Genomic DNA, 21,423 nt, shown 5'->3' on the forward strand with positions numbered 1-21,423 from the left:
TGGGGGTGTTACTGCGCGAGTTTGCCCGCGACGGTGACGACGCGAGTAGCGAGATGACCGAGTGCGGCGCGGGTCGCGTCGTCGAGCTCGTTCTGGTTGTCGGGGCCCGTGACATGGCTGACGCCGTACGGGTTGCCGTCGGCGAACTTCAGGCCGTCGGTGTAGCCGGGGGGAACGAGGACGCCGCCGAAGTGCATCAGCGAGGTGTACAGGTTGACGATCGTCGTTTCCTGGCCGCCGTGTGCGGTCTGGCTCGACGTGAACGCCGCGTACGCCTTGTCGGCGAGCTTGCCCTGCGCCCACAGGCCACCGAGGGTGTCGAAGAACGTCTGGAACGGAGCGGCGACGCTGCCGAAGCGGGTCGGGGATCCGAAGATCACGCCGTCGGCCCACACGATGTCGTCACCGGTCGCGGCCGGAAGATCCTTGGTCGCTTCGTAATTGGCGCTCCATGCCGGGTTCTCGGCGAACGTGGCCGGATCGCGGGTCTCGGCAATGTGGCGCACGCGGACCTCGGCGCCGGCGGCCTGAGCGGCCTTCTCGAGTTCGGCCGCCATGGTCGTGCCGTGGCCGGTGGAGGAGTAGTAGAGGATCGCAAGCTTGGTCATGAGAGTGCCTTTCGTCGTCGGATCTTCGGATCGTGCTCAGAGAACGTGATGGCCGTACATCTCGCCGAGCGGGTCGGCGATCAATTCGAGGCGAGCACCGTCGGGATCGCGGAAGTAGATGGAGACTCCGCTGTGCTCGGTGAGCTCGACGCCGGCGTCGGTGAGCTTGGCGCGCAGGTGGTCCCACCGCTCGGGGTCGACACTGATGGCTACGTGGTGCAGCCCGCCCAGGACCTCCTGGTACGGACCCACGTCGAGTCCTGGGAAGTCGAAGAACGCGAGCAGGTTGCTGTTGCCGATGTCGAAGAAGAAGTGCGACGACCCTGGGTAGTCGCGGTTCTCGATCAGCTCGGTCAGCGGGAACTCCAGGACGCCCTGGTAGAACAGAATGGTCTGCTCGACGTCGCTGCTGATCAGCGCTGTGTGGTGCAGTCCGCGGGCCGAAGAGGTCGGCCGGGACTCGGCGGGCTGGAGGTGCAGGCCGCGCAGGCGCTCACGCTGGGCCTCGAACTCGTCTGATCGCTTCTGCTCGTCCGCTGTGATGCTCATCGTCTCCGCCTTCGATCGGTTGTTCGTTGCGTCGTCAACTATCTGAACACTAGCGCAGATAATTGCGCTGTCAACCAGTTGGAGTAAACTCGTCCCATGACTCGATGGCTTGCGGACGACGAACAGCGCGCATGGCGTTCGTACCTCGATGCGACACGGCTGCTCATGCAGACCCTCGACCGACAGCTCACGCGCGACTCCGGCATCTCGTTCACCGACTTCGAGCTGCTGGTGGTGCTGTCCGAGGCACCCGATCGACAGATGCGCATGCGCGCCCTCGCCGACGCCGTGACCACGACCCGCAGCGGGGTCACCCGTGCCATCACCCGGCTTGTCGACGCCGGGTGGGTCGTCCGTGTGGAATGTGAGGACGATCGCCGAGGAATGTTGGCGGAACTCACAGATGCCGGCATGAGGAAGCTCGAAGAGTCCAGCCCGGGACACGTGGAAGCGGTCCGGACCTCGATGTTCGACGTTCTCACCGATGACGACGTCGACACATTCGTCCGGGTCTACTCCGCCATGCGCACCCACATCCAGCGCGGTGCCGACGCCTAGTCTGGGCTCATGGCACGTACTGCACTCGTCACCGGAGCAAGTCGCGGACTCGGCGCGGGCATCGCCCGACTGCTGTCCACCGATCACGACGTCCTGGTCGGAGGATCGACGCCGGACTCGGTCGCGGGGATCGCGGACGAACTCATCAGCGCCACCGCGTGGCCGGTGGACCTGACCGACGCGGATGCCCTCGCGGCGGCCACCGCCGGCATCACCTCGCTCGACGTCCTCGTCCACAATGCCGGGGTAGCCGACCTGGGCACCGTCGAATCATTGACCGGGAGCGCGTGGCGGCACACCTTCGAGGCCAATGTCTTCGCCGTGGCCGAGTTGACCCGCCTCCTGCTACCGGCGTTGCGCGCGGCGGGCGGTCACGTCGTTCTGATCAACTCGGGCGCCGGCATCAAGGCCAATGCCGGATGGGGCGCCTATGCCGCGAGCAAGTTCGCGTTGCGCGCCTTCGGTGACGCGCTACGTCTCGAGGAACCATCCCTGCGCGTCACGTCCGTGCACCCCGGCCGCATCGATACCGACATGCAGCGCGCGATCGTCGAGACCGAGGGTGGGGAGTACGACGGCTCGAAGTTCCTGGCCGTCGACACGGTCGCTCGGGCGGTACGCCAGGCCGTCGACACCCCCCGCGACGCGCACCCGACGGAGATCGTTCTCCGCCCCTGGTGATCCGAGATCCGGCGTACTCGTGACTCAGTGCTCGGTCGCTTTCACCACCAGCACGGGGACCGGGCTGTCGAGGAGCACCCGCTGAACTGTACTGCCGGTCAAGAACTTTCCGACTGCGCTTCGGCGCCGTGATCCGATGATCACCAGCGTGGCACCGACATCCGAGACCAGATCGACCAGAGCCCCCGCCGGATCGCCGCCGTCGGGTTCGACCCGCACCGTGAACGAGTTCTCTCCCAGCACCTGACGTGCCTGCGCCTCGGCTGCGTCGCGGTGGGCGGTGGTGACCGAGTCGGCATCGATCACCGACAGGACGACGAGATCGGTGCCCCTCAGCGTCGCCTCCGCCTGTCCCTGAGCAAGAGCCTCACGGCCTTCGGGTGTCGAATTCATCGCTACTGCAACGGTCATGACGGTGCCTTTCACCTCGGGAGACTCCAGGTTCACCGAAGTTCCGCCGTCGCGAGGTACGTTTCGCGGTTTATGTCTGTGCACACTATGGCCACAATTCGGATTCCCTGGACTATTCGGACACGCGGACCCTAGCCTCCTGCTGTGACCGAAACCACTCCCAAGTTATTGCGCCCATGCAGATCACAGTGAAACGCGCGGTCGGCGTCGTCGCTGTCGTCGCCGTCGTCGCGCTCGCCGGTATCGACGCGGCCGGGAGCGCCAGTGGATCCGACGCCCGCGCCAAGTTGACCTTGATCGCTCCCGCCGCAGCGGGAGGCGGGTGGGACCTGGTGGCACGTGAGTCGCAGCAAGCACTGCGTTCCGACGGCATCGTGAACAACGCCCAGGTGGTCAATGTCCCCGGAGCCGGCGGGACCATCGGGCTCAGCCAGCTCGAGAACCTCACGGGCCAGTCGACCACGGTCATGGTGACCGGCACCGTCATGCTCGGTGGTATCGCGATCAACGACTCGGACATCACGCTGCAGGACACCGTGCCCATCGCCAAGATGGCCGAGGACTTCGAGGTCTTCGTCGTGCCGCGAGACTCGCCGTACCAGAACCTCGAAGACTTCATCACCGCCTGGCGAGCCAACCCCGGTGGTCTCCCCATCGGCGGCGGGTCTCTCGGCGGTATCGATCACATCGTCTCCGGCCAGTTGGCGCAACAGGTCGACATCGATCCGGCAGCGATCAACTACATCGCATTCTCGGGCGGTGGTGAGGTGCTGACCTCGCTGTTGTCCAACACCGTCGGCATCGCCGTCAGCGGATACAACGACTTCCGTGACCAGATCGAATCCGGGAACGTCCGTGCCCTCGCGGTGGCGGCTCCCGAGCCGGTCGAGGGGATCGACACACCGACCTTCAAGGAGCTCGGGTACGACGTCGACCTCGTCAACTGGCGTGGATTCGTCGCACCTCCCGGGATCTCGGACACCGACAGGCAGACGCTGATCGAGATCGTCACCGAGATGCAGGAGACCGCACAGTGGGATACAGCCATCGAGCGCAACCGATGGAAGCCTTCGTTCGTCACCGGGGACGACTTCGGTGAGTTCCTCGAGGTCGAACAGACCCGCATCACCGACATCCTCCGAGAGTTAGGCCTGGTATGAGCGAGAGTGTTTCGACCACCCGGGTGGAGTCGCCACCCGATGTCGATCGTGGTTTCCTCCACGGTCGAAGTGGACTGGTGGTGTCGGGTCTTCTCGTCGCCCTCGGCCTGTTCCTGGTCTACGGCACCGTCACCATGGACGTGCCCGACACCGCGACATCGCCCGGCCCGCAGGTGTTCCCGGCCATCATTGCGGGACTGTGCTTCGTGATCGCCGTGCTCGTCGCGGTCCAGCTGCTGCGTACTCCGGACGAGGTCGACCTCGGGGTCGACGAGACCGGTGCGCCCAACACCGGCACCTTGTCGAACTGGCGCTCCGTCGGCATCACGGTCGGTTCGATCGTCCTGTTCATCGCCCTGCTGAATCCGCTCGGGTGGGTTCTTGCCGGCGCTCTCCTGTTCTGGGGCGTTTCGATCGGACTCGGCGGCACCCGGTACGTCTTCGACGCCGGCGTGGCGCTCGTCATGTCGTCCGTCGTCCAGCTGGTCTTCTCCGGCGGACTGGGGCTCACACTGCCCGGCGGCATCCTCGCGGCGGTGTTCTGATGGACGCGTTCTCGAATCTCCTCGACGGCTTCGGCACCGCCCTGACGCCCATGAACATCGTGTGGGTCGTCGTCGGCGCCCTGCTCGGCACAGCGGTGGGTGTCCTCCCGGGACTCGGATCGGCCATGGCCGTCGCGCTGCTCCTGCCCGTGACGTTCACCCTCGAGCCCACCTCCGCGTTGATCATGTTCGCCGGCGTCTACTTCGGCGGCCTGTTCGGTGACTCGATCTCCGGCATCCTCATGAACACCCCCGGCAACAGCACTGCGATCGCAGGGACGTTCGAGGGGCACCGCATGGCGAAGAACGGCCGTGCCCCACAAGCGTTGGCCACCTCCGCCATCGGCGCCTTCATCGGCGGCATCATCGCCACCACCCTCGTGGTGTTCTTCGCCCCGACGCTCGCCGACCTGGCCACGAACTTCGGACCCGCGGAGTACTTCGCCCTGGCGGTGTTCGCGTTCATCGCGACGTCGGCGGTGGTGTCCGACTCCGTCCTCAAGGGTCTGAGCGCACTGCTGATCGGCTTGACGCTCGCCGTCATCGGCATCGACGGGCCCTCCGGCGCATCGCGTTTCACCTTCGAGGTGCCGGCATTGTTCGACGGCATCTCCGTGGTGGTCATCACGGTCGCGATGCTCGCCCTCGGTGAGGTCATCTTCATCGCCTCCAAGATCGGCAAGCCCGACGACACCACGTTGATCCCGTCCAAGGGTCGACCCTTCCTGAGCAAGGCGGAGTTCCGCGAAGCGATGCCGGCGTGGTTGCGCGGCACCGCATTCGGTGTCCCCTTCGGCATCATCCCCGCCGGCGGCGCCGAGGTGCCGAGCTTCCTGGCCTACGGCACCGAGCGTCGGTTGGACCGTCGTAGCAAGAACCCGATGTTCGGTAAGGGCGCGATCCGCGGTGTGGCCGGGCCGGAAGCCGCCGGCAACTCCACGGCCGGCACCGCGATGGGTGCGCTTCTCGCTCTCGGACTCCCCACGTCGGCAACGGCAGCGATCCTGCTCGCAGCGTTCCAGCAGTACGGGATCCAACCGGGACCGTTGCTGTTCGAGCGCAACGGTGAGGTCGTCTGGGCACTGCTCGCCAGCCTCTTCGTCGGCATGGTCGTCCTGTTGATCCTGAATCTGCCGTTCGCCCCGCTGTGGGCGCAGCTGCTCAAGATTCCCAAGAACTACCTGTACGCCGGCATCACCGTGTTCGCCTCGCTCGGTGTCTACGCGGTGAGCGCCTCGATCGTGGATCTGATCGCCATGCTCGGACTCGGCATCATCGGATTCATGTTGCGCCGCTTCGGAATCCCACTGGCGCCGGTCCTCATCGCCGTGATCCTCGGGCCACTCGCCGAGGATTCGCTGCGACGAGCTCTGGCCGTCAGCGAAGGCGACGTCTCGATCCTCGTCGGCAGTGGCATCACCGTCGTCCTGTACACGCTGATGGTGATCGCGGTGGTCTTCTCCATCGTGACGAAGGTGCGGTCGCGGGCGAAGGTGGACTTCTAGAGCACTCTGCTTCACCCCTGACCCCCCGCGAGTACGTCGACAATGTCGTGATCCAGGTGTCGATCACGACAGTTCGGACGTACTCGCGGGGGGTTCGTTGGTGTTCACCCCCGTGTCACACAGCCGTGGCTGAATGACGGCATGGGTTACGACGAGGTCTTCCTGTCCGCCACGGCACTGCCGATCCCGACGAGGCCGGCGCTGACCACGCTCACGTACACGCACTTCTCGGTGTCGATGGATATCTCGCGGCGCCTCGCCGCGGTCACCGCGGTGAACATCGACGGCGCAGCCCTGCGTGACGTCGAGCGCGGGGACGACTGGCGGCTCGATCCCCGCCTGCCGACGACGCAGCAGGCGGGCCCGGAGTTGTACGCGAACAACGACATCGACCGCGGGCACCTCGTACGACGACGCGATCCCGTGTGGGGCACGCGCGACGTCGCGGAGCAGGCCAATGAGGACACCTTCCACTACACCGTGTGCGGACCGCAGACGGCGACGCTGAACCAGTCGAAGGAACTGTGGTTGGGCCTCGAGGACTACGTGCTCGAGCACGCGCGAACCTACGGACAGAAGATCTCCGTGTTCAGCGGCTGCATCTTCGCCGACGACGATCCGGTGTACCGCGGCATCGCCATCCCTCGGCGCTTCTTCAAGATCGCGACCTGGTGGCAGGACGACGTGCCGGCCGCGACCGGCTATGTGCTGGATCAGTCGGAGTCGTTGGCGCCCATCCTCGAACGCGGTGTCCTGGCCCGCGACATCCCTCCGCTCGGGGCGTACCGCACGTATCAGGTGCCCGTCGCCGACATCGCCGCCGCAACCGGTCTGGCGATGGCGGATCTGACGGCTGCGGATCGTCTCGCGCTCGTTCCCGGCGTCCGGCCCGTGGAGTGGCGCGAGATCGAGAGGGCCGACGACCTGGTGTGGTGACCCTGTCCCGCCCCCCCCGGCGAGTACGTCCATACTGTCGTGGCGAGCAGCAGAATCACGACACTATCGGCGTACTCGCGGGGACGGGGTGGGGACTTTCCCGAGCTAGAGAACGACGTTCACCATCCGGCCGGGTACGACGATGACCTTCTTCGGGGCCTTGCCGTCCAGAAGCGCCACGATCTTCTCGTCCGCCAGTGCCACGGCCTGCACGTCCTCCCGCGACGCGTCGGCAGCGACGGTGATGCGCGAGCGCACCTTGCCGTTGACCTGGATCGGATAGTCGACCGTGTCGTCGACCAACCACTTCTCGTCGACGGTCGGGAACGGGCCGTGCGCCAGCGACTCGGTGTGGCCCAACATGTTCCACAGCTCCTCCGCGATGTGCGGCGCGAGCGGTGCGAGCATCAGAACCAGCGGCTCGACGGCCGAACGAGGAGCACCGGCGGGGTACTCCTTGGTCAGATGGTTGGTGAACTCGATGAGTTTGGCACCGGCCGTATTGTCCCGCAGCGCAGCGTAATCCGCGTCGACACCCTCGGCGGTACGGTTCATCGCCTTGAGAGTCGCATCGCTGGGCGCCCCGTCGGTGACACGGACCGCGCCGGTCTCCTCGTCGACCACCAGGCGCCACACCCGCTGCAGGAATCGCTGCGCGCCGACGACGTCCTTCGTCGCCCAGGGGCGCGAGGTGTCCAGCGGACCCATCGACATCTCGTACATGCGCAGGGTGTCGGCGCCGTACTCGGCGAAGATCTCGTCCGGCGAGACCGAGTTCTTGAGCGACTTGCCCATCTTGCCGTACTCGCGGTTCACCTCGGCGCCCTGGAAGAAGTACTTCCCGCCCTCTTCCGTCACCTCGTCCGCCGGGACGTAGACGCCGCGTGCATCGGTGAAGGCGTAGGCCTGGATGTACCCCTGGTTGTACAGGCGGCGGTACGGCTCCTTCGAGCTGACGTGTCCCAGATCGAACAGCACCTTGTGCCAGAACCTCGCGTACAGCAGGTGCAGCACAGCATGTTCGACACCGCCGACGTACAGGTCCAGGCCGCCGGGATCGTTCTCGCCGTGGATGTCCGGGCGCGGGCCCATCCAGTACGCCTCGTTCTCCGGCGCGCACATCTGCTCGGAGTTGGTGGGGTCGATGTAGCGCAGCTGGTACCACGAGCTGCCGGCCCACTGCGGCATGACATTGGTGTCACGCGTGTAGGTCTGCAGACCGTCACCCAGGTCGAGCTCGACGTTCACCCAGTCGGTCGCCTTCGCCAGCGGGGGAGACGGTTCACTGTTCGCGTCGTCGGGGTCGAACGAGACGGGAGCGTAGTCCTCGACCTCCGGGAGTTCGACGGGCAGAATCGATTCCGGCAACGGGTGCGCCTTACCGTTCGCGTCGTACACGATCGGGAACGGCTCACCCCAGTAGCGCTGACGCGCGAACAGCCAGTCACGCAACTTGTACTGGATGGTGCCCTTGCCGTGGCCGTCCTTCTCCAGGTGCTCGATGACACGCGTCTTCGCGGCGTCCACGTCGAGTCCGTCGAGGAAGCCGGAGTTCACCAGCTCACCGTCGCCGGTCCACGCGGACTCGTCCACGTCCCCACCCGAGATGACCTGCACGACAGGCAGTCCGAACTTGGTGGCGAACTCCCAGTCGCGCTGGTCGTGACCCGGAACGGCCATGATCGCGCCGGTTCCGTAGCCCGTCAGCACGTAGTCCGCGATGAAGACCGGCACCGACGCGCCGTTCACCGGGTTCACGGCGAAAGCCCCGGTGAACACACCGGTCTTCTCCTTGTTCTCCTGGCGCTCGAGGTCCGACTTGGCTGCGATCGCACGACGGTATGCACCGACTGCGAGGACGGGAGTTCCCTCACCGTGCGTCCACCGCTCGTCCGTGTCCACCGGCCAGGCGGCAGCCGTGATGTCGTCGACCAAGGGGTGTTCCGGGGCCAGCACGACGTAGGTCGCACCGAACAGGGTGTCGGGCCGTGTGGTGAACACGTCGATGTTCGCGGTACCCGACCCGTGGGGCAGACCCGCTTCGAAGGTGACCTCGGCGCCGCGGGACCGTCCGATCCAGTTGCGCTGCATCGTCTTGACCTTGTCCGGCCAGTCGAGCAGATCCAGATCGTCGATCAGACGATCGGAGTAGGCGGTGATGCGCATCATCCACTGGCGCAGGTTCTTCCGGAACACGGGGAAATTTCCACGGTCACTGCGACCGTCGGCCGTGACCTCCTCGTTGGCCAGCACGGTTCCGAGGCCCGGGCACCAGTTGACCAGCGAGTTGGACTCGTAGACCAGCCGATGACCGTCCAGGACGTCGCGGCGCTCGGACACCGACAGGGACTCCCACGACCGTCCGTCGTCGAGAACCCGCTCACCGGACGCGAATTCGGCCTCCAGCTCGGCGATCGGACGTGCCGTGCCTGCCTCGGTGTCGTACCAGGAGTCGAAGATCTGCAGGAAGATCCACTGCGTCCAGTGGTAGAAGTCGACGTCCGTCGTCGCGAGCGAGCGACGCGTGTCGTGACCGAGGCCCAGCCGCCCGAGCTGTCGGCGCATGTTCGCGATGTTCGCCTCGGTGGTGGTGCGAGGATGTGTGCCCGTCTGCACGGCGTACTGCTCGGCGGGTAGACCGAACGCGTCGTACCCGAGGGTGTGCAGCACATTGCGGCCCTGCATGCGGTGGTAGCGCGCGAACACGTCCGTCGCGATGTAGCCGAGCGGGTGGCCGACGTGCAGACCGCTGCCCGAGGGATACGGGAACATGTCCTGGACGAACAGCTTGTCCGACGGCACCTCGCCGGCCAGGTCGCCCACCGGATTGGGCGCGTCGAACGTGCCCTCGGCGGCCCACCGCTCCTGCCACCGCGACTCGAGGGAACCCGCCAGGTCCGCGGTGTAGCGGTATCCGGGGGTCGTGTCGGGGGAGGCGTCGCCGTGTTCACTCACCCGACCAGCGTAAAGCGTGACCATGCGCACGCGAACGCCCGGCCACGAGGCCGTAAAGTGGTGTACGTGATTGTCGTGTCCGTGATCCTTCTGCTCGTACTCCTCGTGGGCGCTGTCGCGCTGGGCACGGTGGCGTTCCTCGGCCTGGGTGGCCGGCTGAAGCGCAACTCCGTCGCCGGAGTGCGCACCGAAGCCAGCATGCGGTCCGACGAGACGTTCGCCGTCGCCAACAAGGTGGCAGGCCCGACGACCGCTGCTGCAGCCGTCCTGCTGCTGATCGGAGCGGTGGCGACCATGGCCCCCGGTGGCGTGTTCGGTGTCGTGGCCGCCGTCCTGACCACCGTCGCCGCCCTGGTGACCGCTGCCTACGGCGGCGCCATGGGCACCCGTGCTGCTGCGGCCGTCCCCGTCGAGGAGACCGGCGGATGCGGACACAGCTGCATCTCGTGCAGTCTCAAGGACGCGTGCCAGCCGTCCTGACGTGGCGTTCTCCCTGACCGGCACCGTCAAGGCGCTCGACGGCTTCGTCCTTGCGATCTTCGCTGCTGCCATCGCGGCGACTGTGTTCCCGGTCTCGGGCACCGCAGCCGACGTGCTGTCGTGGGTCACCACTGTCGGTATCGCGCTGCTGTTCTTCCTCTACGGAGTTCGACTGTCCCCCCGCGACGCCATGGACGGCGTTCGGCACTGGCGGCTGCACGGAGTGGTTCTCGCCTGCACGTACCTGCTGTTCCCGCTCCTCGGGCTCGGCCTACGGGTGCTCGCGCCGGGACTGCTGACCGACGATCTGTACACCGGGATGCTGTACCTCTGCCTGGTGCCGTCCACGATCCAGTCGTCGATCGCCTTCACTTCGATCGCCCGCGGCAACGTCGCCGGTGCCGTCGTCAGCGCGTCGCTGTCCAACATCGTCGGAGTGTTCGCGACGCCGCTGCTGGTGGTCCTTCTGATGAGCACGACAGGCGGAGCGAGCATCGACGCCGGGTCGATCGTCGACATCATGCTGCAGCTCCTGCTGCCCTTCGTGGCCGGACAGTTCGCCAGGCGATGGCTTGTCGGATGGGTGGCCCGGCATCGGTCCACCACCCTGCTCGTCGACCGCGGATCGATCCTCCTGATCGTCTACGCCGCGTTCAGCGCGTCGCGCGTCGACGGAGTCTGGGCTGCCACCACGCCGTGGCAGATCGTGGCGGTGGTGCTCCTGTGCAGTGCCCTGCTCGCTGTCGTCCTCGCCGCGACTGCCGGGATCGCGCGCGCGGCGCGTATGTCCCGCGCCGACCGCATCGTCGTGGTGTTCTGCGGGTCGAAGAAGAGCCTGGCCAGCGGCATCGCGATCGCGTCGGTGCTCTTCGTCGGGCAACCCGTCGGAGTGATCGTTCTACCCCTGCTGGTCTTCCACCAGATCCAATTGGTGGTGTGCGCTGTCCTCGCCGGTCGCTACGAACGCCAGGCGATCACGGACGCTGCTGCATCGACTTCCTGATCTCGTCGAGGCGAGCCTTACCGGCGCGCTCCCGCTCGGCGAACTTCTCCGCCTCGGTTCGACCGATCGCGCTCTCGGCATCCAGCTCGGTAGACCCCACCGCGCGCCCCGAACGCCCGTCGATTCGCTCTCGCACCGCGTCGAACGTGGGGACACCGGCGTCGGTGAAGCCCGGGTCTGTCGGAACCTGCGGGATGTCCGTCACCGACGGCGTGCGCGGCACGATGTCGGGGTCGACCGACGCCTCGGGAGTCAGAGCCACGGCAGCGTCGTGCACCGCGCGCAGCGCCGGTCGAGCACTCGTGAGGGCGACCACGAGGTCCAGGACCTCGGCATCCGGCAACGACGCGGCCTGGTCTGACGAGAAGTCGGTCATGTCATCAGGGTAGGCCGGGGCGCCACGGTGATCGTGGACTTCCGACCCCGGAAAGCGGGGCGAGGAGTCCACGATCCCGCCGTCACGGCGTCGGCATGCCGCCGTTGACGTTCAGCGTGTCGCCGGTGACGTACCCCGACTCGGCCGACGAGAGGTAGACGTAGGCACCGGCCAGCTCGGCGGGCTGACCCGCGCGACCGAGGGGTGTCTCCTGCCCGAATTCCGGCAGAGCCGAGGTGGGCTGGCCTCCGGACGCCTGCAACGGTGTCCAGAACGGTCCGGGCGCAACGACGTTGACCCGAATTCCGCGGGGAGCCAGCTGCTGAGCCAACGCCTTGCTCATCGTGTTGATCGCCATCTTCGTCGTCGCGTAGTCGACGAGTCCCGGCGACGGCGTGTACGCCTGGATAGAACTGGTGTTGACGATGGTCGATCCTGCCGGCATGTGCGGAACCGCTTCCTGGATGATCCAGAACAGCGCGTACACGTTGGTCTTGAACGTGGCGTCGAACTGCTCCGGGCTCAGATCCTGGAGCTTCTCGACGAACTGCTGCTTGCCGGCGACGTTGACCAGCAGATCGATACCACCGAACTTCTCGACGGTGGTCCGCACGATGCCACGCGCCGCCTGCTCGTCGGTCAGGTCCGCAGGAGCCAGCACTGCGGTCCTCCCGGCGGTACGCACGAGTTCGGCGACCTCCTGCGCGTCCTTCTCCTCCGACGGCAGGTAGTTGAGCACCACGTCCGCGCCCTCGCGGGCAAGTGCGATCGCAACCGCACGACCGATGCCGCTGTCCGCTCCCGTGACCAGCGCCTTGCGACCTGTGAGGCGCCCTGTTCCCCGGTACGTGCGCTCACCGTGGTCGGCCTTCGGTTCCAGATCGGAGGCCAGGCCCGGCGGATCCTGATGCTGCTCGGGGTATCCGTCCTGGCGGTACTGGCTGACGGGATCTGTGAACGTGTACTGGTCTGTCATGGCTGCCGAGTGCCCGCGCACGACGGGGTGCCAAACCGCGCAGCCGGGTGTCGTCCGAGACATCGCCGGGTAGTCGATGTGCATGGCACCGAAGTTTCCCGGCGCAGGCACGTTCGTCCCGCCCTCGACCGACCTCTCGGCACTGGCACTCGCCGCCCGAGGCTGTCGTGGATGTGATCTGTGGGAGCCTGCCGAGCAGACCGTGTTCGGCGCCGGAACCGCGTCGGCACGCATGATGTTGATCGGCGAACAGCCCGGTGATCAGGAGGATCGACGCGGACAGCCGTTCGTCGGGCCGGCCGGCGCGTTGCTGAACCGGGCACTCGACGAGGCCGACATCGATCGTGAGCTGACGTACGTGACCAACGCCGTCAAGCACTTCAAGTTCGCCCGAGCGGACAGGGGTCCGCGGCGCATCCACAAGAAGCCGCTCAGGTCCGAGGTGGTGGCGTGCCACCCATGGTTGGAAGCGGAGATCCGAGCCGTCGATCCGTCGGTCGTCGTCCTGCTCGGAGCCACCGCCGCACAGGCCATGATGGGCACTGCCTTCCGCATCGGCACGGATCGGGGCCGTGTCCTCGAGCTCGGTGACGCGAAAGCCGTTGCGACGGCTCACCCTTCCGCCGTTCTCCGGACACCTGACGACGAGCGCGAGGCGGCGTTCGCGGCGCTGGTCGACGACCTCCGGGTGGCCGCTCGGCTGCTTGTCTGACCGGCCGATCCGAGTCGCTGCTCGCCACTGCCGCGTAGCGTGACTGCGTGACGACTTTCGAGAACGACGGAACGATCGCGCCTGCGTACACCGGCCGAATCGCGAACGACCCTGTTCCCGCGCTCCGACTTCCCGACGGCCGCATGGACCCCGCCGCGGCGTACCGATTCATCCACGACGAGCTGATGCTCGACGGGAGTTCACGACTCAACCTGGCCACGTTCGTCACCACGTGGATGGAACCCGAAGCCGAGAGGCTGATGGCCGAGACGTTCGACAAGAACATGATCGACAAGGACGAGTACCCCGCCACCGCGGCCATCGAGGAGCGATGCGTCAACATGGTGGCCGACCTGTGGAACGCCCCGTCCCTCGTGCACACCGATCCGGCGTCCGCCACGGGCGTATCGACCGTCGGCTCGTCCGAGGCGGTCATGCTGGCCGGTCTCGCGTTGAAATGGCGGTGGCGTGCACGACGCTCCGCGGCGGGCGCAGACACCTCGACGCCCAATCTCGTTCTGGGAACCAATGTCCAGGTGGTCTGGGAGAAGTTCTGCCGGTACTTCGACGTCGAGCCGAAGTATCTCGACATGGAGCCCGGCAGGTACGTCATCACAGCGGAGCAGGTGCGTGGTGCCGTCGACGAGAACACCATCGGCGTCCTCGCCGTCCTGGGCACCACGTTCACCGGTGAACTCGAGCCGGTGGAGGAGATCGCCGCCGTTCTCGACCGGGTAGCGGCCGACGGCGGCCCGGACGTTCCCCTCCACGTCGATGCGGCCAGTGGTGGATTCGTCGTCCCGTTCCTCGACCCCGACCTGCTGTGGGACTTCCGGATCCCGCGGGTGAAGTCGATCAACGCGAGCGGCCACAAGTACGGCCTCACCTACCCCGGCCTGGGCTTCGTCGTGTGGCGGGAGAAGGAGGATCTGCCGGACGATCTGGTCTTCCGCGTCAACTACCTGGGCGGCGACATGCCTACCTTCACTCTCAACTTCTCCCGGCCCGGCAACCAGGTCATCGGCCAGTACTACAACTTTCTACGCCTGGGCCGCTCCGGTTACACGGACGTGATGGCCTCGTTGCGCAGCACCGCGACCCGCGTCGCCGATCATCTCGGTACCCATGACGTGGTGGAGGTCATCTCCGACGGATCCGACATTCCGGTGATCGCGTTCGCACTTCGGGAAGACTGCGAGTTCACGGTCTTCGACGTCTCTCACGAACTCCGGGCGCGTGGTTGGCAGGTGCCGGCCTACACGATGCCGGCACGGGCGGAGACCGTCGCCGTCCTCAGAGTCGTTGTGCGTGAGGGGTTCTCGGCAGATCTCGGCAGGATGTTCTGTGACGCCGTCGACGCCGTTCTGTCCGAACTGTCGTCGAAGGGCGACGGGCATTCGCACGCCCGCCACTTCGCACACTGACTCCCGTCATCAGTTGGTGTCGACGTCGAGCGGATGCGTCGCCAGCATGGCCAGCGGCAGCGGTTGCCGACGCAGGACCCGCGCCCACATGTCGACCCCGGGTGGCCCGACCACATCGGATGGCAACGCGGACACCACCATCCAGTCGTCGCGCTCCAGCTCGCCGTCCAGCTGACCCAGGCTCCATCCCGAGTATCCGGCGAACACCCGCATACCTTCCACGAGCGGCGCGACGGTCGCCGGATCCGAGTCCAGATCGATCATGACGACGCGGCCGTCGACGCGTCGGATACCGCGAATGTCGTCGATGACGACGCCTCGCCGCAGAGTCGCGAGGCACAACGCGGAGTCGCGCTTGACCGGGCCACCGACATACAGCGCCTTGGGCGTCGTCGTGAGATCGGACCACTGCGGCAACACCGTGTGCACGGCCGTGTCGCTGGGGCGGTTGATCACCACACCGAGGCTGCCGGCGTCGTTGTGCTCGATGATGTACACGACGGTGCGGCGGAAGGTGGGTTCGACCAGCTCCGTCGACGAGACCAGCAAACTGCCCGGCCGCACCACCTGATCGGCCGACGCGGTCCGGTCCTCCGGTTCTTCTGCGTGTGCCACCTCCTCATCATCGCACCGGCACGGGCACACGTGCGAGAGATGGCGCGGGAGAGTTGCGGCCGGGCAGGGATAGTGTCGGGTCGTGAGTCGAACCGAACGGCCCGGTGCGGTCCACGCGCTGAGAGCGGTCGCTCATTCCCCGGGTGCGCTGAGACTGGTGCTCCTCCGGTTCGCGTCGCAGTTCGGCGACGGGATGTTCCAGGCAGCACTCGGCGGCGCCATCCTCTTCGACCCGCAACGCGGCGCGGATCCGGCGGCTGTCGCAGCCGGTTTCGCGGTGCTGCTCCTGCCGTACTCCCTGCTCGGACCGTTCGCCGCGCGAATCCTCGACCGAGTGGACCGTGCCGTCGTCCTCGGCGTGGCGAGCACGCTGAAGGTCTTGCTCATCGCCGGTGCCACCTGGCTGCTCCTGGCGGGGGCATCCAACACGGTCGTGCTGACGACTGCGCTCGCGACGGTGGGGGCGAGCCGGTTCGTTCTCGCCGGGCTGTCCGCGTCGCTTCCGCACGTGGTGCCGACGTCGGCGCTGGTCACGACGAACGCCGCACTGGTCACCCTGGGATCCGTCGTCTCGGCGGTCGGCGCGCTCGCGGCGGTCACCGTCCTGGGACTCGTCGGCCCGTCCGATCGGTCCACGGCCATCGCGACGGGCATCTCCGCGATCGGCGCACTTCTCGCCGCCATCGCCGCACGAGGATTCGTACGGGGCCGCCTCGGACCCGACGGAACTGCCACGCGTCGTGAGGACGACGGTGGCTGGACGTCCGGCTTCGCTGCGGTTCGCCGAACACGTTCTGTCGCTGCGCCTCTGGTGGGCGTCGGTGCCCACAGGATCGCGTTCGGCGTGGACACGCTGATCATGATCCTGCTGTTGCGTGACACCGCTCGGTCGTCGATCCTCCCCGGTGGGGTCGCAGGTTTCGGCCTCACGATCGGAGCGGCTGCCGCCGGGATGTTCGTCGCCGCGGTCGCTACTCCCGTGCTGCTTCCTCGGCTCGGATCTACGCGCACCGTCGTGGCCGCGCTGTCCCTCGCGGCGTTGGCGCAGACCGCGCTGGTGGCAACGTTGATTCCGGACCTGCTGATCCTCGGCGCCTTCCTGCTCGGCGCGGCCGGACAGACGGTCAAACTGACAGCCGATGCGGCGATGCAGACCGACATCCCCGACGATCGGCGTGGGCGAGTCTTCGCGATCCAGGACACCACGTTCAACGTGGCGTTCGTCGGTGCCATCGCCGTCGCGGCCCTCGTCATCGGTCCGCAGTCCACAGGCGTCGACTCCACCCTCGCGACCGCCTGCGTCCTCGTCGGAGCCGGCATCTACGCGCTGGCGGCCGTCGTGGCCCTGCGACTGGTCAGCGAGCGGACCACCACGACAGGAGTTCCTTCTCCGCGTCCTCCCGACTGAGGGGACCCCGGTCGAGTCGCAACTCCTTCAGATACGCCCAGGCCTGGCCCACCTGCGGACCCGCCGGGATCCCGAGCAACTCCATGATGGCGTTGCCGTCGAGGTCCGGCCGAACGCGTGCGAGGTCTTCCTGTTCTGCCAGGCGCGCGATGCGGTTCTCGAGGTCGTCGTACGTGGCCTGCAGCGACGCTGCCCGACGCTTGTTGCGCGTCGTGCAGTCCGCCCGCACCAACTTGTGCAGACGGGGAAGCAGATCGCCGGCGTCCGTCACATAGCGTCGAACGGCCGAATCGGTCCACTGACCTTTCCCGTACCCGTGGAATCGCAGGTGGAGGAACACCAGCTGAGCGATGTCGTCGGTCATCTTCTTGGGGAACTTCAGCGCCCGCAGTCGACGTCGAGTCATCTTCGCGCCGACGACCTCGTGGTGGTGGAAGCTCACTCCGCCGGCAGGCTCGTTGCGCTTGGTATCGGGCTTGCCGATGTCGTGGAGCAGAGCCGCCCACCGAAGCACCAGGTCGGGGTCGCCGTCCTCCAGATCGATCGCCTGCTGCAGCACCGTCAACGAATGCTGGTAGACGTCCTTGTGCTGGTGGTGCTCGTCGATCTCGAGCTTCATCGCAGGGACCTCGGGCAGTATCCGAGCAGCGATGCCCGTCTCGCACAGCGCGTCGATCCCGTCGACCGCATGCTCGCCGAGGATCAGCTTGTCCAACTCCGCCGTCACGCGCTCGACGGTGATCCGGTCGATGCGATCCGTCATGTTCTCGATGGCGGTACGCACGCGCGGAAGCATCGTGAAGCCCAGCTGCGCGACGAATCGTGCAGCCCGCAGCATCCGCAGCGGGTCGTCGTCGAACGACTCCTCGGGCAGGCTCGGCGTGTCCAGAACACCCTCGAGCAGCGCGTCGAGTCCGCCGAGGGGGTCGATGAAGTCCCCCGCGCCGTCGGCGCCGATCCGCACCGCCATCGCGTTGATCGTGAAATCGCGTCGGACGAGGTCGTCCTGCAGCGTCGAGCCGTACTGCACCACCGGATTGCGGGTCACGCGGTCGTACTTGTCGCTGCGGAACGTCGTGATCTCGATCTGTCGACCGTTCTTCACGGCGCTGACCGTTCCGAATTCGATTCCGGTGTCCCACTGATGGTCGACCCAACCGGCCAGGATCGCCTGCACCTGGTCGGGGAGAGCGTTCGTCGTGAAGTCCAGGTCACTGCTCAAACGACCCAGCAGCGCATCGCGAACACTGCCGCCGACCAGATACAGCTCCGAGCCCGTCGCCGCGAACAACGACCCCAGCGGCGCCAGGATGTCGTCGTGAACGCGCAGGGCCACGGCGCCGGACGCGAGCAGACGTGCGCGTCGGTCCGGTTCGGTGACAGGCGGGGGAGGCACGACGCCATACCCTACCGAGGCGACTCCCTCGTGGTGCGTCCCACCGGGAGCAGGCCCTACGACAACTAGTATCGGTCGGGTGTCCGGTCCCGAGCGAGCCAAGAGAACCCGTCGCGGTGTGCGACGGCGTCCTCGTGCCGCCGCCGACCCCGCCGGCAAGCCGACCGAGAAACCGGCACTCCGCACCGTTCGGGAGACATCGGCGGGCGGATTGGTCGTCGACGGACTCGATGGACCCCGGGACAAGCTCTGCGCCGCCCTGATCGGACGGACCGACCGGCGCGGGCGCCTCCTGTGGTCGCTGCCGAAGGGTCACATCGAGCGCGGCGAGACACCCGAGCAGACCGCCGAACGCGAAGTCCACGAGGAGACCGGCATCTCCGGAACCGTCCTCGCACCGCTCGGCAGCATCGACTACTGGTTCGTCACCGAGGGCCGACGCGTCCACAAGACCGTGCACCACTACCTCCTTCGATCCCTCGGCGGCGAACTGTCGGACGAGGACGTCGAGGTCACCGAGGTTGCCTGGGTGCCGCTCACGGAGCTCCGAACGCGCCTGGCCTACGCCGACGAGCGCAAACTCGCCGAGCGCGCCGGGGAAATGATCGACCAGATGGCGCACGACGCCGCTTCACCCGACGCCCCACTTCGACCGGTCTCCGACCTCCCCGCCGAATGACCCGCTCTGCTCCGCCGACCCGGCGTCTCGCCGCGGTCCTGGCCACTGTCGGCATGTTCGCCTTCTCGACAGTTCCCGCCGCGGCGCAGCCCGTCGCGACCGATCCGGACTCGGCCGACACGACACAGACGGAACTGCCCCCCGCCGACACGTCGGTGGACGGAACGTTCCTGGCCCTGTCGGTGGACGAGGTCACGCCGACCACCGTCTCGACCAGCAGTCCGCCCGTCCTGACGGTCCGCGGGACCGTCGAGAACGTGGGCGACCGCGCGGTGTCCGAAATCTCGGTGCGCCTGCAGCGCGCTCCCGAAGTCCGCACGTCGGCCGAACTCAGAACGTCGCTGACCGAGGATCAGGACCGATACGACACGGTCGGACCGTTCGAGTCGCTGACCGACGACCTGCCGGAGATGTCCCTCGGCCGCGGTGATTCGCTGCCGTTCGAGTTGTCCTTGCCCCTCCGGTCCACCACCGGCGCGTCGCTCGGTCTCACCGAGCCGGGTGTCTATCCGGTGATGGTCAACGTCAACGGCAGCCCGGCCTACGGGCAGGAAGCTCGACTCGACGACGCGTCGTTCCTCCTTCCCGTGTCGGGCCTGCCGCGGGACATCAGCGTCGCCGACCCGGCAGCACCCCCAGCGGCGCCTCTTCCGCCCGACATTTCCCGTCCGGTGGCGACGACGGTGCTCTGGCCGTTGGCGGATCGACCGCACCTCGCCGCCGGTCTTCCGGGGACGGTCGGCGAGGAGGTGCGTCTGGAAGACGACCAGCTCGCGGGGTCGCTGTCCGCAGGCGGCCGCCTCGAGGGGCTCGTCTCGGCACTCGAATTCGCGACCGGACCCACCGTCGACACGGAGGGGGCGTTGTCGTCGTCGACCTGCCTCGCCATCGACCCCGATCTGCTCGTCACCGTCTCGAGCATGACGCGTGGCTACCTCGTCGTGGACGACCCGGCCGATCCCACCGGACCTGCGAGCGAGGGCAGCGGTGCGGCTGCTGCAGCATCGTGGCTCGAGCGCGTCCGCGCCCTGGCATCGAGCATGTGTGTCACCGCGGTGCCCTTCGCTCAGACGGATCTGGCCGCCGTGTCCGCCATCGCGGACGCAGCCTTGACGACGGCCGCGCTGACGACTCCCTCCGATGTCGTCGACACGCTCCTGGGTGTGACATCGCGACGGGACGTGGTGTGGCCGGACTCCGGCGCCGTCGACGACGCCACCGCCGCCACGATCGCGTCGGCAGGTCGCACCACGACCCTGATCGCGCAGGATGCGGTCGACGTAGTGGGAGAGCCCGACACCGTCACGCTGACCGGCGGTGACTCCGCGACACCTCTTCGGGCAGCCCTGTACGACACCTCCGTGTCGACATCCCTGGCAGCGGTGGGGGAGATTCCGAGCACGCCGTCGACCACGCCACGTGACCAGGTGTTCGACGTCGCGGCCGATTCGCGGATCGCACGGTTGCAGGACGCGCTCGGTGCGCTGCACTTCGAAGCCCTGCAGGCCGCATCAGCTCCGGGCGCACCCGCCCTTCCGCGATCCCTCACCATCGCGCCGCCCCAGACCTGGACGCCGGACCGCGACGAGGCCTCCGCGGTGCTGGGGACGATCGCCGGACTCATGCGCAGCGGCCTGGCCACCCCCCGGACCTTGTCCGACCTGCTGTCGGTGCCGCCGCCCCTCGAGCCGGCCACGCTCGCCTATCCCGAGGCCGCGATCGACGACGGCGCCCCGTCCGATGTCCGGGACGCTGCCGGCACCCAGAACGCCCGCGTCGCCGAACTGACATCGGCCCTGATCGACGACTCCCGGGCAGCCATCTCCCCGGCCCTGTTCATGGCACCGCTTCGCGAGGACCTGCTGCGAGCGATGACGACGTCGGATCGCCGAGGGGAGCTGCATCAGGAGTCCGACGGCGCCGCCCGCCGACGCGCCGCGAACGTCACGGCCGGGCTCGACCGACTGTTCGGATCGGTCACCATCCTCGCCCCCGGCGGTGTGTTCACGCTCGCCTCGGAGGCCAGCCCCCTGCTCCTGGTGGCGCGGAACGATCTTCCGATCGGCATCACCGTCGACCTGTCCGTCGACGCGCCGGACGCGATGCAGATCGAGAACATCGGCCCGCAGCAACTCCCACCGCGCGGCAGCAGGTCCTTGCAGATTCCGGCGAGGGTCAGCGATTCCCGCAAGATGGTGGTGGAGTTCTCCCTGAGTACCGGCGACGGGGCGCTGCTCGGGCAGGCGGCGACAGTCAACGTGCGGTCCAATGCGTACGGTCGTGCTTTGGCGATCATCACAGCGGGTGCAGGCGCGCTGCTCCTTCTCCTCGCGGGCCGACGGTTGTGGCACCGCTTCCGTGGGCAGCCCGATCCAGCCGACGAGCAGTAAGGACCTTCGATGACGGGGAGCATTCCTCACGGGCACCGGGACGGTGCGCCGCAGGC

The 21,423-nt window shown here is 67.3% G+C and carries 21 protein-coding genes; 13 read left to right on the top strand and 8 right to left on the bottom strand.

The annotated features are described in order from the left end of the window. Window positions 1-8: 8 nt before the first annotated feature. On the bottom strand, window positions 9-608 hold the full coding sequence (wrbA, locus tag ASG64_RS14610) for an NAD(P)H:quinone oxidoreductase (RefSeq protein WP_042573444.1): 600 nt from the start codon (window positions 606-608) through the stop codon (window positions 9-11). Window positions 609-644: 36 nt separating this feature from the next. Further along, window positions 645-1,157 (bottom strand): VOC family protein, encoded by a 513-nt coding sequence (locus ASG64_RS14615; protein WP_042573445.1) that lies wholly within the window; start codon window positions 1,155-1,157, stop codon window positions 645-647. Between the two features lie 96 nt (window positions 1,158-1,253). On the opposite strand from ASG64_RS14615, the gene ASG64_RS14620 reads away from it, so the two are divergent. Both ASG64_RS14620 and ASG64_RS14625 read left to right on the top strand, forming a co-directional pair. Beyond that, complete coding sequence (locus tag ASG64_RS14620; RefSeq protein WP_056074204.1) at window positions 1,254-1,715, top strand: MarR family winged helix-turn-helix transcriptional regulator; 462 nt, start codon at window positions 1,254-1,256, stop codon at window positions 1,713-1,715. 9 nt (window positions 1,716-1,724) lie between these two features. Beyond that, on the top strand, window positions 1,725-2,396 hold the full coding sequence (locus ASG64_RS14625) for an SDR family oxidoreductase (RefSeq protein WP_056074205.1): 672 nt from the start codon (window positions 1,725-1,727) through the stop codon (window positions 2,394-2,396). 24 nt (window positions 2,397-2,420) lie between these two features. Here ASG64_RS14625 and ASG64_RS14630 read toward each other — a convergent pair whose 3' ends face one another. After that, the gene (locus tag ASG64_RS14630; RefSeq protein ID WP_042573553.1) at window positions 2,421-2,807 is read right to left on the bottom strand and encodes a universal stress protein; all 387 of its coding nucleotides are present in this window, start codon (window positions 2,805-2,807) and stop codon (window positions 2,421-2,423) included. Window positions 2,808-2,983: 176 nt separating this feature from the next. Between ASG64_RS14630 and ASG64_RS14635 the strand changes: the two genes are divergently transcribed. The 4 genes from ASG64_RS14635 (at window position 2,984) to ASG64_RS14650 (ending at window position 6,953) form a co-directional block, all read left to right on the top strand. After that, the gene (locus ASG64_RS14635; RefSeq protein ID WP_056074206.1) at window positions 2,984-3,967 is read left to right on the top strand and encodes a Bug family tripartite tricarboxylate transporter substrate binding protein; all 984 of its coding nucleotides are present in this window, start codon (window positions 2,984-2,986) and stop codon (window positions 3,965-3,967) included. Continuing rightward, window positions 3,964-4,512, top strand: coding sequence for a tripartite tricarboxylate transporter TctB family protein (locus tag ASG64_RS14640; RefSeq protein ID WP_056074207.1), 549 nt, complete (start codon window positions 3,964-3,966; stop codon window positions 4,510-4,512). Before ASG64_RS14635 ends, ASG64_RS14640 begins: the two co-directional genes overlap by 4 nt. Continuing rightward, window positions 4,512-6,017 carry a tripartite tricarboxylate transporter permease gene (locus tag ASG64_RS14645; protein ID WP_042573450.1) on the top strand — a complete coding sequence of 502 codons (1,506 nt, stop codon included), beginning with the start codon at window positions 4,512-4,514 and terminating at the stop codon, window positions 6,015-6,017. Before ASG64_RS14640 ends, ASG64_RS14645 begins: the two co-directional genes overlap by 1 nt. 141 nt (window positions 6,018-6,158) lie before the next feature. Next, window positions 6,159-6,953 (top strand): DNA/RNA non-specific endonuclease, encoded by a 795-nt coding sequence (locus ASG64_RS14650; RefSeq protein ID WP_056074208.1) that lies wholly within the window; start codon window positions 6,159-6,161, stop codon window positions 6,951-6,953. Window positions 6,954-7,058: 105 nt separating this feature from the next. Here ASG64_RS14650 and leuS read toward each other — a convergent pair whose 3' ends face one another. Next, the gene (gene leuS, locus ASG64_RS14655; protein ID WP_200933476.1) at window positions 7,059-9,908 is read right to left on the bottom strand and encodes a leucine--tRNA ligase; all 2,850 of its coding nucleotides are present in this window, start codon (window positions 9,906-9,908) and stop codon (window positions 7,059-7,061) included. 66 nt (window positions 9,909-9,974) lie between these two features. On the opposite strand from leuS, the gene ASG64_RS14660 reads away from it, so the two are divergent. Both ASG64_RS14660 and ASG64_RS14665 read left to right on the top strand, forming a co-directional pair. Then, window positions 9,975-10,388, top strand: a complete 414-nt coding sequence (locus ASG64_RS14660; RefSeq protein ID WP_042573554.1) for an SdpI family protein — start codon at window positions 9,975-9,977, stop codon at window positions 10,386-10,388. A 1-nt stretch (window position 10,389) separates the two neighbouring features. Continuing rightward, window positions 10,390-11,391, top strand: a complete 1,002-nt coding sequence (locus tag ASG64_RS14665) for a bile acid:sodium symporter family protein (protein WP_231568601.1) — start codon at window positions 10,390-10,392, stop codon at window positions 11,389-11,391. Here ASG64_RS14665 and ASG64_RS14670 read toward each other — a convergent pair. Beyond that, window positions 11,363-11,767, bottom strand: a complete 405-nt coding sequence (locus tag ASG64_RS14670) for a hypothetical protein (RefSeq protein ID WP_042573453.1) — start codon at window positions 11,765-11,767, stop codon at window positions 11,363-11,365. The two genes, ASG64_RS14665 and ASG64_RS14670, sit on opposite strands and share 29 nt — an antisense overlap. Before the next feature lie 82 nt (window positions 11,768-11,849). Beyond that, window positions 11,850-12,743: a glucose 1-dehydrogenase gene (locus tag ASG64_RS14675; RefSeq protein WP_056074417.1), complete on the bottom strand. Its 894-nt coding sequence runs from the start codon at window positions 12,741-12,743 to the stop codon at window positions 11,850-11,852. A gap of 82 nt (window positions 12,744-12,825) precedes the next feature. On the opposite strand from ASG64_RS14675, the gene ASG64_RS14680 reads away from it, so the two are divergent. Beyond that, window positions 12,826-13,455, top strand: a complete 630-nt coding sequence (locus ASG64_RS14680; RefSeq protein ID WP_442971142.1) for a UdgX family uracil-DNA binding protein — start codon at window positions 12,826-12,828, stop codon at window positions 13,453-13,455. A 47-nt stretch (window positions 13,456-13,502) separates the two neighbouring features. Then, window positions 13,503-14,879 carry a glutamate decarboxylase gene (locus ASG64_RS14685; RefSeq protein WP_056074210.1) on the top strand — a complete coding sequence of 459 codons (1,377 nt, stop codon included), beginning with the start codon at window positions 13,503-13,505 and terminating at the stop codon, window positions 14,877-14,879. 9 nt (window positions 14,880-14,888) lie between these two features. Here ASG64_RS14685 and ASG64_RS14690 read toward each other — a convergent pair whose 3' ends face one another. Then, the gene (locus tag ASG64_RS14690; protein WP_056074211.1) at window positions 14,889-15,494 is read right to left on the bottom strand and encodes a YqgE/AlgH family protein; all 606 of its coding nucleotides are present in this window, start codon (window positions 15,492-15,494) and stop codon (window positions 14,889-14,891) included. Window positions 15,495-15,576: 82 nt separating this feature from the next. Between ASG64_RS14690 and ASG64_RS14695 the strand changes: the two genes are divergently transcribed. Then, window positions 15,577-16,902 (top strand): MFS transporter, encoded by a 1,326-nt coding sequence (locus ASG64_RS14695; RefSeq protein ID WP_056074212.1) that lies wholly within the window; start codon window positions 15,577-15,579, stop codon window positions 16,900-16,902. Here the strand turns inward: ASG64_RS14695 and ASG64_RS14700 are convergent. Further along, the gene (locus tag ASG64_RS14700; protein WP_056074213.1) at window positions 16,850-18,298 is read right to left on the bottom strand and encodes a CCA tRNA nucleotidyltransferase; all 1,449 of its coding nucleotides are present in this window, start codon (window positions 18,296-18,298) and stop codon (window positions 16,850-16,852) included. The two genes, ASG64_RS14695 and ASG64_RS14700, sit on opposite strands and share 53 nt — an antisense overlap. Window positions 18,299-18,377: 79 nt before the next feature. Here ASG64_RS14700 and ASG64_RS14705 point away from each other — a divergent pair, with 79 nt between their 5' ends. Both ASG64_RS14705 and ASG64_RS14710 read left to right on the top strand, forming a co-directional pair. Then, a complete protein-coding gene (locus ASG64_RS14705; RefSeq protein WP_056074214.1) occupies window positions 18,378-18,977 on the top strand; it encodes an NUDIX hydrolase in 600 nt (199 codons plus the stop codon). After that, window positions 18,974-21,367, top strand: coding sequence for a DUF6049 family protein (locus ASG64_RS14710; RefSeq protein WP_056074215.1), 2,394 nt, complete (start codon window positions 18,974-18,976; stop codon window positions 21,365-21,367). Before ASG64_RS14705 ends, ASG64_RS14710 begins: the two co-directional genes overlap by 4 nt. The last annotated feature ends 56 nt before the right edge of the window (window positions 21,368-21,423 follow it).

It is taken from the genome of Rhodococcus sp. Leaf247, from assembly GCF_001426185.1.
GTDB lineage: Bacteria > Actinomycetota > Actinomycetes > Mycobacteriales > Mycobacteriaceae > Rhodococcoides.

What these genes read in the sequence shown, in the direction of transcription:
- wrbA (WP_042573444.1), bottom strand. Translation starts at nt 608, where the DNA reads ATGACCAAGCTTGCGATCCTCTACTACTCCTCCACCGGCCACGGCACG.
- ASG64_RS14615 (WP_042573445.1), bottom strand. Translation starts at nt 1,157, where the DNA reads ATGAGCATCACAGCGGACGAGCAGAAGCGATCAGACGAGTTCGAGGCC.
- ASG64_RS14620 (WP_056074204.1), top strand. Translation starts at nt 1,254, where the DNA reads ATGACTCGATGGCTTGCGGACGACGAACAGCGCGCATGGCGTTCGTAC.
- ASG64_RS14625 (WP_056074205.1), top strand. Translation starts at nt 1,725, where the DNA reads ATGGCACGTACTGCACTCGTCACCGGAGCAAGTCGCGGACTCGGCGCG.
- ASG64_RS14630 (WP_042573553.1), bottom strand. Translation starts at nt 2,807, where the DNA reads ATGACCGTTGCAGTAGCGATGAATTCGACACCCGAAGGCCGTGAGGCT.
- ASG64_RS14635 (WP_056074206.1), top strand. Translation starts at nt 2,984, where the DNA reads ATGCAGATCACAGTGAAACGCGCGGTCGGCGTCGTCGCTGTCGTCGCC.
- ASG64_RS14640 (WP_056074207.1), top strand. Translation starts at nt 3,964, where the DNA reads ATGAGCGAGAGTGTTTCGACCACCCGGGTGGAGTCGCCACCCGATGTC.
- ASG64_RS14645 (WP_042573450.1), top strand. Translation starts at nt 4,512, where the DNA reads ATGGACGCGTTCTCGAATCTCCTCGACGGCTTCGGCACCGCCCTGACG.
- ASG64_RS14650 (WP_056074208.1), top strand. Translation starts at nt 6,159, where the DNA reads ATGGGTTACGACGAGGTCTTCCTGTCCGCCACGGCACTGCCGATCCCG.
- ASG64_RS14670 (WP_042573453.1), bottom strand. Translation starts at nt 11,767, where the DNA reads ATGACCGACTTCTCGTCAGACCAGGCCGCGTCGTTGCCGGATGCCGAG.
- ASG64_RS14675 (WP_056074417.1), bottom strand. Translation starts at nt 12,743, where the DNA reads ATGACAGACCAGTACACGTTCACAGATCCCGTCAGCCAGTACCGCCAG.
- ASG64_RS14680 (WP_442971142.1), top strand. Translation starts at nt 12,826, where the DNA reads ATGGCACCGAAGTTTCCCGGCGCAGGCACGTTCGTCCCGCCCTCGACC.
- ASG64_RS14710 (WP_056074215.1), top strand. Translation starts at nt 18,974, where the DNA reads ATGACCCGCTCTGCTCCGCCGACCCGGCGTCTCGCCGCGGTCCTGGCC.